Source organism: Flammeovirga yaeyamensis, from assembly GCF_018736045.1.
GTDB classification, from domain to species: domain Bacteria; phylum Bacteroidota; class Bacteroidia; order Cytophagales; family Flammeovirgaceae; genus Flammeovirga; species Flammeovirga yaeyamensis.
Genome location: NZ_CP076132.1, coordinates 888025 through 901533 on the forward strand (window position 1 = coordinate 888025; position 13509 = coordinate 901533).

A 13509-nucleotide genomic window follows, 5' to 3' on the forward strand; every position below is an offset into this window, starting at 1 on the left:
TACTTTTGACAGTTTTTATAAAAAAAAGCTGTCCCAAACAGTGTTGAAACAGCTTCTAATCATTTTAATGTTTTTTATTTCTGATAAGTAGCATAATCTATATACCCTTCAGCACCTCCTCCATAGAATGTATTATGATTGGCATAATCCACTGGAGTCAATGGCCAATTATTTTTCATGCGTTCTACTAAGTCAGGATTGGTGATGAACGGTTGACCAAATGCGACTAAATCCACTAAACCTTTAGCCAATAAGTCTTCCGCAATTTCCTGAGTAAGTTTACCAGCCACCATAATTGGGTGATGATAAATACTTCTTATTTCTTTTCTATAAGCTTCAGTAACTTCTTTATAGTTCGAAATATTTTCTGAAAAATGAAGATAAGCTAAACCAAATTGATCCAATGCTTTTACTAATGCTAAGCTTAAATCAATCATCTCAGGATCGTGGTTTACACTACCCTCTGCCACAAATGGAGAAATCCTGATGGCTGTTTTATCTGCACCAATCGCATAGGCTACAGCTTCAACAGTTTCTATTGTCATTCTCATTCTATTTTCGATAGATCCACCATATTCGTCAGTTCTCTGATTAGAGTGAGCTCGTAAGAATGAATCCAATAAATAACCGTGTGCACCATGTAATTCTACGCCATCAAATCCTACTTCCATAGCATTCTTAGCCGCCTGAACGAAATCATTTTGTGTTTGTTTAATTTCCTCAAGACTCATTTCTTTTGGCGATTCGGTTTCAATCATACCATAAGTACCATCACCTAGTGGGCCCCAAACTTTATCTGCTTCTTTAATTGCAGATGGAGCTACCGGCTGAGTTCCCGAAATATTAGAGTGAGAACGACGACCAACATGCCATAATTGAATAAATATTTTACCTCCTTTTTTATGCACTTCATCAGTAACGGCTTTCCACCCATCGATTTGTTCTTGTGTATATATTCCTGGAGTAAAGCTATATCCTCTGCCTACTTTAGAGATAGGGGATCCTTCTGTAATTATTAATCCTGCAGACGCTCTTTGACCATAATATTCTTTTGCTAAAGGTGTAATAACATCTTCTTCCACAGAGCGAGAGCGTGTCATTGGTGCCATTGCAATTCTATTGTTTAAAGTAATTTGTCCTAATTGATATTCTGAAAATATGTGGTTACTCATGATTGTATAATTTTTGTTTTTTTGATGATACAAAGGTCAATAAAAGGATTATAAATAGAGAGGAAGTAACGCACATTTTTGATGTGATGTAGATCACACTATTTAGAGAATCGACTTAGTGTTTCTCTACTTACACCTAAGTAAGAAGCAATGTATTTTTTAGGCACTCTCTGTATCAAATCAGGTAGTTTTTGAACAAGGTCGTTGTATCTTTTCTCGGCACTATCCTTCATCAACCCCATCACTCTTTGTTGAAGGGAAATATATCCTTTAGTAGATTTAATTCTGAAAAAGTTAGCCAAGGCAGGAACTTTTTCGCACATTTTCTCTCTATCCTCAAACGACATCACTAAAAATTCTGCATCTTCTATACAATCTATATTTAAGGTAGAGATACCATGATTCTGGTACGCTTGAAAATCGCTCACCCAATAATTCTCAAATGCAAACTGAAGGATATGTTCTTTACCACTGTCCTCCATAAAATAAGATTTCACCAGTCCTTTTACTATCCAAAATTCGTTAGGCACATTGCTTCCCTCCTGAATCAAAAACTGATGTTTCTTTAAACGTTTATAGGTAAAATGCTGACTTATATATTCCCATTCTTCTTCAGAAATCTCTACTGTTTCGAGAAAGTGTTGTTTTAATTTTAGAAGTGCTTCTTCCATTCCCTCATTTAAATTTATGTTCCGATATTCAATTTAATAGTTATTGAGGAATCTTAAAAAAAATAGCCACTCCGCATCTGCAAAGTGGCTATCTGTGATATCCGATATATAAATTTTCGTTTGTTAGTTTTGATCTATTATTAAATTTCTTCCAATAGGTAAACCCCTTTCCATTTCAAGGTAGTCTCACCTATTTTCAATTTATGTTTTGATGAAGAGGAGCTATTATTATTACACATTATAAATCTCCATTTCTTGCCTTCTTTATTTTCGAAAGTCACAGCAGAATACGCATTGGTATTGTACACTACATTTACATTTTTAATACTGCTGTACGTGTGAGGAGCCAACTCCGTGATGTAAGAATATCCTCCGTGAGTTTCTAATACTGATGCATATAAGTTACTTCCTTTTTTACCTGTTTTTAACCAGTGGAAAGCCTTGTCGTTTCTAAGGTTCATTTTAGGATCGTTCGCGCCAAGAAGTACAAAATTGATGCTGTCCTCAGCAGAAGTGGCCATATTGAGTGTATAGAACACTTTATTGTTAAACCAGTTGACCTGATTAAAATTCCCTTTAGATGGTGCTTCACCCACTTTCCATAAATATTGGAAACCATCTTTTTTACCCATCACCGGTAAAGAATTTAATGGTTGATTATCGAAAGTAGAATACATCATCTGACCTTTATAATTATAAGGCATTCTCAATTTCTGGTCAGAAGGTAAGTCTGCTCTGAATAAATCAAGTAATAAAGGATTTTCAAATGCATTGTCTTTAATTAATACTAAAGTTCTTTGTTGATGAACACCATCATAAGCAATACTGTCTTTAGCACTCATGATCTGAATATTTTCATCCTCAGCATTGAAGTAATACAATTCAGGAGTAGCCGATTCCGCTTTTTCAACCTTTGCATTGCATTGCGTACGATCGCCAATCACTAAAGTGTTATGGGCTACAGTTTGTTTCGCCCATGTTTTATTTTCTTTTAAGTATCCGCCACCATCTTTTTGGTTGATGTTGACATAACGAGCAGCACCATAATCTTGTAGCACTTCATCTCCTTTATTGTACATCAAATAAGAAAGGCGGTCGAAATGACCATGCCCCATACCGTGTTGGGTAAACTTCATGATGTATTCCTGACGGCTTCCTCTTAAAATACCAATCGCACCTTTATCACCTTTATTACCATCAGTGACCAACAAACTTCTTTTTTGGTAAGTCGTTGCTTTCCCCTGTGCAATAGCATTTGATTCTAAGAAACCACCATAGTTTAGAGGAACTGCGTTCAATTCTTTTACAATCGATAAAAGACCATTTCTATGTGCATCACCGTGTTCGTAAGCGATGGAAATAGCTAATTTCAATTCTCTTGAATAGTAAGACATTCCTTTTTGTGCATCATTTAATGGGAAGAATTCCCCTTTCTCATTCGATAACTGAACAAGCGTTTCGATACCTTTTAGGAGGATCTTATTGTCGTAATTGAAAATATCAAGTTCCTTTTTATTTCTATCCAAGGCTACCGCATACATTAAGTAAGGGTACATTGCATATCTTTGGTAGTAGGGACCTTCGAAATAATATCCATCAGGAGAAAAAGCATGATCGATGTTGGCAAGGAAGCCCGCTTTTTTCTGATCTGCTCTAATAATATCTCCTCCATCGTTGTCTTTTGCGTATAGGTTTTCAAAAGGAAGACCGTATAATGATTTCTGAATCAAATCTTCGTCGTGCATGACCAAACCAATCATACCTACTGCAGCATTGGCCCAAGTACTATGGTTATGCAGGCGGTTAAAGAATTGAGGCGTTTGTACTGATAAGAAATCTGCATAAGGTCTAAATAATTCCTTGTTTAATTTATCTCTAGTACCAGCATCCAACCATTCGTAAATCGAGCTGTACGCCTGACTTGTATAAACCAACCAATTGGCATCGTTTAGACACTGCCAGAAAAATTTACCTGGCGAATACGATCTAGTGGCAGGGTGACGATCGAAAGTAGGAAATAATTCAGCGTATTTTAATAAAGTGTTTTTGATTAGCTCAGCGTATTGCTCATTACCTGTCAATTGGTAAAGCATGCCCGCTTTCTGCATAATCGTATAATTTAATTTATGTTGAGAGTGAGTGTACCCTCCAGCTAAATCTTTAGGAACAGGAACATCAAGTCCAGATTTTAAATAGGGAGCCACTTCTTCAATCGCATCATTTACTGCTGAGTGAAAAAGGTTATCACTTTTTAAAGCCAATTTCATTTCCTGAAGCTGAGCCTCGGAAGTAATTAAATTTCCGTTCTGACTGAAAACGTTAGATACACTTAACAGAATTAGCAAGACTGCTGTGTATAAGTTATTCTTCATTTTCATCTTTATGATTTTATTTATTTGTTAGCGAACATCAGATTTTGTAAACAGATTCTTTTTCTCAAAACATACTTTAAAAGTTGTCTTTCATTTCATCAATATTGTTTACTTAAATAAAAAACATTGTTGTTTTCTATTATTGGTATTTTGGTTGACCAATTTAGAGAATCGATATTTATTACTCATCATCAAAATCAAAATAAATTAACAATAAGTGTTAAAATGCAATAATATATAGAAATAGTGCAATGTTTTGTAAGTAAAAAAGGGTCTTTAAGTGATGTTTATTTTTAAGATTAACTAAAATCATAAAAAAGTAAAACAATGTGTACAATCTATAATAAGATCTATTTGTCTTTTATTGTCACGGGTGGTTATCAAAATGAATTTAGATTAAAAATGCTGATTAATAATAGTTGAAGGCAGTTTTTAAAAAGAGTCGTTTTTACAATTATTAAGGTTTTGTTTTCTGATGGACAAAAATATATTTTAGTCATTTTTACCAGTATCGATCGTTATATTTTCATTTTAATTTGAAATTTTAACATTTTTCATAAAATCTGCCTCATTTTAACGCCTTCCGTGCTTTTGGTGTGAATAAATCACAATTTATATCATTCATTTTGCGAAAAATATATGTCGATTTAGGAAATATAAAATTGATTTATGATATTTGGTCAACCAATCACCAAAAAGGGTTGAGAACAAACAAATCATCTGATTCTACGCTGAATCAAATTATAGAAATAGAAAAAAGATAAATTAGAAATGAAGAATTTTACTGTTCAGCTGTGTACGGTAGCTTTACTAACAACAGCCTTGATCATGTCCTTCAAGTCTTTTACTGGAGACACAGTAACGACAGTTAAGGAATTAGAAGAACGTATTTCTAATGCACAACCTGGCGATACAATTGTTATGGCTGCGCAAACATGGAAAGATGTTAAGATTAAATTCAAAGGTGAAGGTACAGAGGAGAGGCCAATCGTATTAAAAGCTGAAAAAAGAGGTGAAACGTTACTTACAGGAAATTCTTCTTTAGAAATTGGTGGTAATCACTTAGTTGTTGATGGATTGATTTTTAAAGATGGATATGCAAAAGGTAGAGTAGCGGTTAGATTTAAGATAGGTGATGTAGTTGCAAAAAATTCTCGTTTAACGAATGTTGTAATGGATCACTATAATCCTGCAGACAGATTTGAAAAAACATCTTGGGTAGAGTTATACGGTCAGAATAACGAAATAGATCACTGTTATTTTGGAGGTAAATTAAATGCCGGTGTTTTAATGGCTGTGAAATTAAATAATTTAGAATCACGTCATAACAAGCACCACATTCACCATAACTACTTTGGTAAAAGACCTAAATTAGGATCAAACGGTGGTGAGACGCTTCGTGTAGGTGTATCTACATATTGTGAAGAATCTTCTGAAACATTAATCGAGAATAACTATTTCGATCACGTTTCTGGTGAAGTAGAAATCGTATCGATTAAATCTTCAGATAACATCATTAGAGGTAATATTTTTGAAGCTTCAGAAGGTGTTCTAGCTTTAAGACATGGCGATAGAAACATTGTGGAAAACAACTACTTCTTCGGTCATAACTTGGCGAATGCAGGTGGTGTTAGAGTAATTAACGGAGGTCACATTGTAAGAAACAACTACTTCCAAGATTTAGGTGGTAAGCGTTTCTTTGGTCCACTTCCAATTATGAATGGTGTACCTAATTCCTTGCCTAACCGTTACATTAGAGCACACCACGCTACTATTGAGGGGAATCATTTCTTCAATACTCCACACTTAGAATTGTGTGTGGGTTCTGATAGAGAACGTACTCAAATTCCTGATCACATTACCATCAAAAACAATGTGTTCTATAATCCTACATCATCAGAAATCTTTACAGTATTGGATGATATCTCTGGATTTACATTTAAAGGAAACAAATACAAAAACGATGGTTCAGCTTTAAAATACAAAGCAGGAATGAAACCATTGAAAGAAGAATATACAAAGAATGCAGAAGGTTTATATGAGAGTAAATCATTCAAACCTGAGCTTCCAGTGAAAAAAGAAGAATGTGGTCCAGCTTGGTACACACCAATCGCTACTGCTTTAGCACAATCGAATCAAGTACTTAAAGTAGGTAATTTTGATGAGTTAGTAAAAGCGATTGAAACTGCTGAAAACGGTGCTACTGTAGAAGTGACTGCTCCATCAATTAATTTTACAAAAGATATTCACTTAACTAAGAATGTTTCTATTGTATATAACGGATCGGAGAGAACGCAATTCTACTTCGAAAAGAACCAAAAGCAAGTTTCATTCTTCGTCATTGAAAATGGAGGTAGCTTAAGCATTAGAAACATCGATTTCAAAGGTAGATCTAAAGTGGGTATCTCAAAAGCAGGTATCTCAACTTCTAAATCTCCAATGATTCAGCACTATACTTTAACGATCGATAATTGTGCTTTCCATCACTTTGATGCAGCCGATTATACAGCGTTCCGTGCCTTCACAAGTACATTTGCTGATCGAATTGAAATCAAAAATTCTGAGTTCTACAATATTTCGGGTGTAGCCTTAAATATCAATGGTCAGACGGAACAGTTGGGTAGATATAGTGCAGAAGAGGTCGTAATCGAGAACTGTAAGTTCACAAGAGTAATGACAGGTGCTATGGAGATTACTCGTTTAGGTAACGACGAATCGACGACAGGTCCATATGTTTCAATTAAAAACTGTGACTTCGTAGAATCAGGTAATAAAGAATTAGGTAGTGTAGTATTGCTTTGGGGTGTACAAAGCCTAGATGTAGATAACTTATTCTTCTACAATGCGGGTACATCAGGAAGAACAATTCGTTTCGAAGATCCAAACTGGGCAGTATCTACAATTGATAATATCCTAAGTATTGGTTCGGGTAGAATCGAATCGTACTACCCAAGAGTGGGTAAACATGTCACAACTATCGAGGAACATTTAGAAGAAGCTAAAGCCTACGATATGAAACGTGAAATGAATAAAGGTTTTCAACCATCTAAATAATTAACTATCGGGTAGCATTGAGTGCATACTCTGTACTCAATGTTATCTGGTGCTAATTGAACAAACACATTTACGATTAACAATTTCTAAACTTTAGTAAAAAATGGAAAAGATACAATCAAAACCATTCTTCGTGTCTTCAGAAAATGAGTGGGAAGAATTAGGAAACGGTATTTCTCGTCAAATCATCGGTTATGACAATCAATTAATGGCTGTAAAAGTGAAATTTGAGAAAGGTGCTGTAGGTACTCCTCACTCTCACTTTCACTCACAAGTAACTTATGTAGTAGAAGGTTCTTTCAGAATGAGAATCGGTGAAGAGTGGAAAACAATTAACAAAGGAGATGCATTCTATTGTGAGCCAGACGTTGAGCACGAAGCTGAATGTTTAGAAGACGGTATGTTGATCGATACTTTCGGTCCTGCACGTATGGACTTCTTAGACGGTTCTAAGCCAGCTTACCTAACAGGTAAACAAGAAGATTAATTCACTTAACAAACTACTTAGAACATGGCTACAACAATAGAAAATAAAAAGCCTACTGAGCAAGGTATTAAGCCATTCGGTAAGAATTTACGTTGGGCAATTATTGGTCTAATCGCAATCGCTACTATTATCAATTATATTGATAGATCTGCGTTATCAATGATGTTCCCAGGTGAAGGTGGTATCGGAGAAAGTTTAGGTTTAGACAAGACTGATTATGCAGTTATTTTGAACGTCTTTATGGTGTTCTATGCATTAGGTCAGTCATTCTCAGGAAGAATTTTTGATAAAGTGGGTACACGTTTCGGATATGTAATTTCGATCGGTATCTGGTCTATCTCTTCTTTCTGTCATACATTCGCAAGAGGTATTTTCTCTCTTGGGTTCTTCCGTTCGACATTAGGTTTTGGTGAGGCAGGTAACTGGCCTGGAGCAGCTAAAAGTAATGCAGAATGGTTCCCAATTAAAGAAAGAGCTTTTGCACAAGGTTTATTTAACGCAGGTGCTTCTTTAGGATCTGTAGTGGCTCCACCTTTTATCGCTGCTTTATTCGTGGCTTTCGGATGGCAAACTACATTCATGATCATCGGTTCGTTGGGTATGTTATGGATCATTCCTTGGTTGTTAATTAACAAAGGAACACCAACAAAACACCCTTGGATGACTGAAGAAGAATGTCACTACATTAAATCTGGTCAGTCTAAAGCTGATAACGATGAGAATGCAGTTGCACTTCCTTTAAGTAAAATCTTATCATACAAACAAGCTTGGTCTGTATTAGTATCACGTTTCTTCTTAGAACCAATTTGGTGGTTATTCGTAGGTTGGATGCCAATTTACTTAGCCGACGTTTATGGTTTCGATGTAAAAGAAATTGGTGCATTTGCTTGGATTCCATACGTAGGAGCCGCTTTAGGTTCTGTATCGGGTGGTTACTATTCAGGTTTACTGATCAAACAAGGTCATACAACAAACAGAGCACGTAAGCAGACCATCATTATTGGTTCTACTTTAATGTTATCGGGATTGATCGCAGTATTAAGTATCGATTTATCGCACAACCCAGATTGGTTTGTTTACATCGTAGCAGTAGTATTGTTTGGTTTCCAATTCTCAATTGGTAACGTACAAACTTTACCATCTGATTTCTTCTCTGGAAAAAATGTTGGTACTCTAGCCGGATTCGGTGGTACTGTAGGTGTATTGTCTGTGGTATTGATGAACTTCATTGTTTCACAGATTACAAACTACAACATTGTATTCGGTATGATCGCAGCGTTTGTACCATTGAGCGTTATTGCAATTTTCTTCTTGGCGAAAGACATTAAGCCGGTAGAAGAAGACTAAAATAAAATATATAGGGTTTATCATCAATCGCCCTCAAAATTTTGATGATAAACCCTCATTGTCACTTTTAATTAAGTGCTATTATTTCAAAAAAAAATATCTAAATAAATTAGTTTTAAAATTATGAACTTATCAGGAAAAGTTGCCATCGTTACAGGTGGTGTACGTGACATCGGACGTGAGATTACTTTAGCTATGGCAAAGGCAGGTGCAAAAGTAGTAGCAAACTACTATGCAGCTGAAGAAAATGCAGAAGAAAATGCAGCAGAAACAGCTCGTTTAGCAGCTGAATTTGGTGCAGAGGTGATCACTGTTCCTGGCGATTTGATGAATACAGCAGACGTTGAAAACGTAGTAGCTGAAACAGTTAAAATGCATGGCGAGCGTATCGATATTCTTGTAAATGTTGCAGGTGGTATCGTTGGTCGTAAGAAAATTGAAGAGCAAGACGAAAACTGGTATAACTTATTAATGGACTTGAACTTCAAAACTGTTTGGTCTATGACTAAAGCGGTTCGTCCTTACTTAGGTGAAGGTGGTTCAATCGTAAACTTCGCTTCTCAAGCAGGTCGTGACGGTGCTGGTCCTGGTGCTACTCTTTACGGTGCATCTAAAGCAGCAGTTATGGGCTTCACTCGTGGTATGGCGAAAGAATTAGGTCCTATTGGTGTTCGTGTTAACGCACTTTGCCCAGGTATGATCGCAACTAAATTCCACGATGATCACACTCCAGATCAAGCACGTGTAAACGTTGCCAACGCAACTGCATTGAAGCGAGAAGGTCGTGCGGAAGAAGTAGCTGATTTAGTAGTTTACTTAGCATCAGATAGTTCTTCATTCCTTTCAGGTAACAATATCGATATCAACGGTGGCTTAGCGTTCTCGTAACGGATATTGAATTAAATATATTAATATCGGGCCGCACACAATAGGCGGTCCGGTATTTCTTAAATGACTACAGAAATGAAACAAACGATCAAAGGATTATTATTACTACTACTTATCTGGCAATCTAACCTTGCCTTTGCACAACAACCTATCGTTATTGTAAACAGTGGGTTCGAAGACGGTTTAAAAAACTGGGAGGTAAAAGGTAAAGTACAAAAATCTCAAGATGCCAATTCTGGTAACGGTTCAGCTAAACTAGCAGAGAAAGGTGCAGAGGTTACTCAATTTGTAAGAGTAGAACCTAAAACCGATTATATATTAACGTTAGCTGTTAAAGGTAGTGCTACAACTTTTGTTTCTGTAAAAGGTAAAAAGCAAGAAGTAAATACCGATAATAAGAAATTTGCTACTGTAGAAATCGCTTTTAATAGCGGAAAAGCTAAAAATGTAATCATTGGTGCAAAATATAACAACGGACAAGCACGAATTGATGACGTAAAACTAAAACAAGTAAAAGGTGCTGCGGCGTCTAACCAAGAAACATTAAATCCAATTCTTGTGGTCAATGGCGGTTTCGAAAGCAAACTAGCCAATTGGGAAACAACAGGAAAAGTATCTTCTTCAGATGTTTGTCATAGCGGTGTAAAATCGGCTAAAATGGATGCTAAAGCTGAAGTAAGGCAAATGGTAAAAATATATCCTTCATTAGAATACAGATTAGATGTTGCCGTGAAAGGTAGAGGTCAAATCTTTGCAAAAGTGAAAGGTGATGAATTCGTTCAAGATTTCGATACAAAAGAATTTCAAATAGTAAGCATTGAGTTTACTGCTCCAGCAAAAGGAAAATTTGTTACAATTGGAGGTAGATATACTGATAAACAAGTTCGTTTTGATGATTTCAAAGTAGTGATTTTAAATCAAGAACTAGATGAAAACCATCAATACCCAACAGATGTGATTCCTTCATTAACCGATTGGAAAATCACTTTGCCAATAGATGCTCAAGGTAGAGATAACAAAAGAGTATTTGATGTGAATCAGAGAATCAAAACACCATTAGAAATTGCAGATAATGGTATTATTGATTTCGAATACAGACCTTACTTCTTTGCAAAAGATGGTGAGGTGTTCTTTAGAGCACATGCAGCAGGAGCAACAACAAAAGGGTCTAAATATCCTCGTTCAGAATTAAGACAACGTTCAGGTCACGGTAACTTATACTGGTCTGTAAACGACGCTCAATATTTAGAAACGCAATTAAGAGTAACACACGTTCCAACCGAAAAACCAGAGGTGTGTATGGTACAAATTCATGGTCCAGAAGATGAGCCATTAAGAGTTCAATACCATACAAAGAAAGGTGTTTACATCGTTTGGAACGAGAACAATAAAGATTACGACAATGCACTTCCTTACAACATGGGAGAGCAGTTAAAAATATCTGTCTTGGTAGACAAAGGGTATATCACTTGTCAGATTCAAAACCTGACTCAAGGCACTAAATACAAAAAGACTTGGAAATCTATGGATGACACTGGCTATTTTAAAGTTGGTTGCTATACCCAGGCATCTAAATTCCAAAGTCAAATTAAGAAGGGATCTCGCGACGAGCCATATAGCTCATACGGTGAGGTAGCTGTCAAATCAATCATGTTAAAAACCACTTATACACCAAATAAATAAATGAAAAAGATAGTCACTTTTGGTGAGGTGCTACTTAATCTAGCAGCTCAAGGCGATTTACGTTTGAAACAATCAAACAGCTTGGATCTGAGATTTGCTGGTGCAGAGTCAAATGTTGCTGCATCTTTAGCTCAATTTGGTGAGGATGTATCTTACATTACAAGGGTACCTAAAAACGATCTATCTGAGAAGGTGATCAATACATTAAGAGGTCTTGGCGTAGATACTTCTAAAGTAGTATATGGTGGCGATCGTATCGGTATTATTTTCTTCGAAAATGGTGCTGTTTACAGAAGTAGTAAAGTGATTAATGACCGTTCAGGGTCATCAATTGCTACTATCGAAGAAGGATCTATCGATTGGAAAGCGGCCTTCGAAGGAGCAGATTGGTTCCACTGGACAGGAATTACACCTGCATTATCAGCATCAGCTGCAGCGGTAACTAAAGAAGCTTTAGTAGCAGCTAGAGAAATGGGATTAACCATTTCTGGCGATTACAATTACCGTAAAAATTTATGGCAGTGGGGGAAAGATCACACTGAAGTAATGCCAGAATTATTAGGTTACTGCGATGTGATGTCGGGTATTCACCCAGATGTAAATGTGGTAGAACAAGAAGTTACTGATGAGCTTTATGCACTAGCAGGAGAAGATATGATGAAAAAATATCCTAACTGTAAAGTAGTAGTTTTCACTGCTCGTGGTAGTATTTCTGCATCTCATAACACTTGGCAAGGGGTGATTTATGATGGAGAAAAAGTATACAGATCGGCCAACTACGATATCACACACATTGTCGATAGAGTGGGTGGTGGAGATTCGTTTATGGCTGCTTTAATTTACGGTTTACGTAATTACGCAACTAAACAAGAAGCAGTAGAATTTGCAGCAGCAGCTTCTACTTTAAAGCATCTAATTGCTGGAGATCAAAACATGGTGACTGTAGATGAAGTCGAGGCCTTGATGAATGGTCCTAAAAACGGATTGATCAACAGATAAAGAGTAAAAAATATTCCTTAGGGATACTAAATAAAAGAACAAACAATGGCACGTTTCACAAGAATTGAAGTTGCACAAAAAATGTATGATACAGGCATGATTCCTGTATTCTACCATAAAGATATCGACGTATGTAAGCAAGTTTTGAAAGCAACATACGAAGGTGGTGCACGTGTATTCGAATTTACTAATCGTGGAGATTTTGCGCATGAAATCTTTGCAGAATTAGTAAAATGGTCAGCGACAGAATTACCTGAAATGATCTTGGGTATTGGTTCTGTCATCGACGCTCCAACCACTGCTTTATATCTTCAATTAGGAGCAAACTTTATCGTTTCTCCGATTATGAATCCAGAAATGGCGAAGGTTTGTAACCGTCGTAAAGTAGCTTGGTCTCCTGGCTGTGGTTCTCTTACAGAAATCCAACAAGCAGAAGAATTAGGTTGTGAGGTTGTAAAAATCTTCCCAGGTCAACAAGTAGGTGGACCGGATTTTGTAAAAGCTGTAAAAGGACCTTTCCCATGGTCGTCGATTATGCCTACGGGAGGTGTTAAACCAGAAAGAGAAAACATTACAGAATGGATCAAATCAGGTGTTCATTGTGTGGGAATGGGGTCTCAATTAATGGTGAAAGACGCGAATGGTAACTTCGATTTAGAAGGTATCAAAAATTTAACAAAAGAATCTCTTGAGATTATCTCTGAACTAAGAGGATAATTGATATACTACATTTGAATAATCAATTTATTGATTGAAATAGCTAAAAATAAAACCTTACTTATAATTTAAATAATCTTTTAATTTATTTGTGAGGTTTTTATGCTTAAAAAGTAATG

At 36.2% G+C, this 13509-nt stretch carries 10 protein-coding genes; 7 read left to right on the top strand and 3 right to left on the bottom strand.

Going from position 1 to position 13509, the window contains the following annotated elements; translation table 11 throughout:
* Window positions 1–74: 74 nt before the first annotated feature.
* From KMW28_RS03440 to KMW28_RS03450, 3 genes are all read right to left on the bottom strand, one after another.
* Window positions 75–1172, bottom strand: coding sequence for an alkene reductase (locus tag KMW28_RS03440; RefSeq protein ID WP_169666455.1), 1098 nt, complete (start codon window positions 1170–1172; stop codon window positions 75–77).
* A gap of 98 nt (window positions 1173–1270) precedes the next feature.
* Window positions 1271–1843, bottom strand: coding sequence for a Crp/Fnr family transcriptional regulator (locus tag KMW28_RS03445; protein WP_169666457.1), 573 nt, complete (start codon window positions 1841–1843; stop codon window positions 1271–1273).
* A 140-nt stretch (window positions 1844–1983) separates the two neighbouring features.
* Window positions 1984–4215, bottom strand: coding sequence for a heparinase II/III domain-containing protein (locus KMW28_RS03450; RefSeq protein ID WP_169666459.1), 2232 nt, complete (start codon window positions 4213–4215; stop codon window positions 1984–1986).
* 771 nt (window positions 4216–4986) lie between these two features.
* Between KMW28_RS03450 and KMW28_RS03455 the strand changes: the two genes are divergently transcribed.
* The 7 genes from KMW28_RS03455 (at window position 4987) to KMW28_RS03485 (ending at window position 13390) form a co-directional block, all read left to right on the top strand.
* Complete coding sequence (locus KMW28_RS03455; protein ID WP_169666460.1) at window positions 4987–7269, top strand: polysaccharide lyase 6 family protein; 2283 nt, start codon at window positions 4987–4989, stop codon at window positions 7267–7269.
* A gap of 103 nt (window positions 7270–7372) precedes the next feature.
* Window positions 7373–7756 (top strand): cupin domain-containing protein, encoded by a 384-nt coding sequence (locus tag KMW28_RS03460; protein WP_066210141.1) that lies wholly within the window; start codon window positions 7373–7375, stop codon window positions 7754–7756.
* A 24-nt stretch (window positions 7757–7780) separates the two neighbouring features.
* The gene (locus KMW28_RS03465) at window positions 7781–9103 is read left to right on the top strand and encodes an MFS transporter (protein WP_066210140.1); all 1323 of its coding nucleotides are present in this window, start codon (window positions 7781–7783) and stop codon (window positions 9101–9103) included.
* Window positions 9104–9226: 123 nt separating this feature from the next.
* Window positions 9227–9991 (top strand): SDR family NAD(P)-dependent oxidoreductase, encoded by a 765-nt coding sequence (locus tag KMW28_RS03470; protein WP_169666462.1) that lies wholly within the window; start codon window positions 9227–9229, stop codon window positions 9989–9991.
* A gap of 75 nt (window positions 9992–10066) precedes the next feature.
* On the top strand, window positions 10067–11674 hold the full coding sequence (locus KMW28_RS03475) for a polysaccharide lyase family 7 protein (protein WP_169666464.1): 1608 nt from the start codon (window positions 10067–10069) through the stop codon (window positions 11672–11674).
* On the top strand, window positions 11675–12673 hold the full coding sequence (locus tag KMW28_RS03480) for a sugar kinase (RefSeq protein ID WP_169666465.1): 999 nt from the start codon (window positions 11675–11677) through the stop codon (window positions 12671–12673).
* Between the two features lie 45 nt (window positions 12674–12718).
* Complete coding sequence (locus tag KMW28_RS03485; protein ID WP_066210136.1) at window positions 12719–13390, top strand: bifunctional 4-hydroxy-2-oxoglutarate aldolase/2-dehydro-3-deoxy-phosphogluconate aldolase; 672 nt, start codon at window positions 12719–12721, stop codon at window positions 13388–13390.
* Window positions 13391–13509 lie beyond the last annotated feature (119 nt).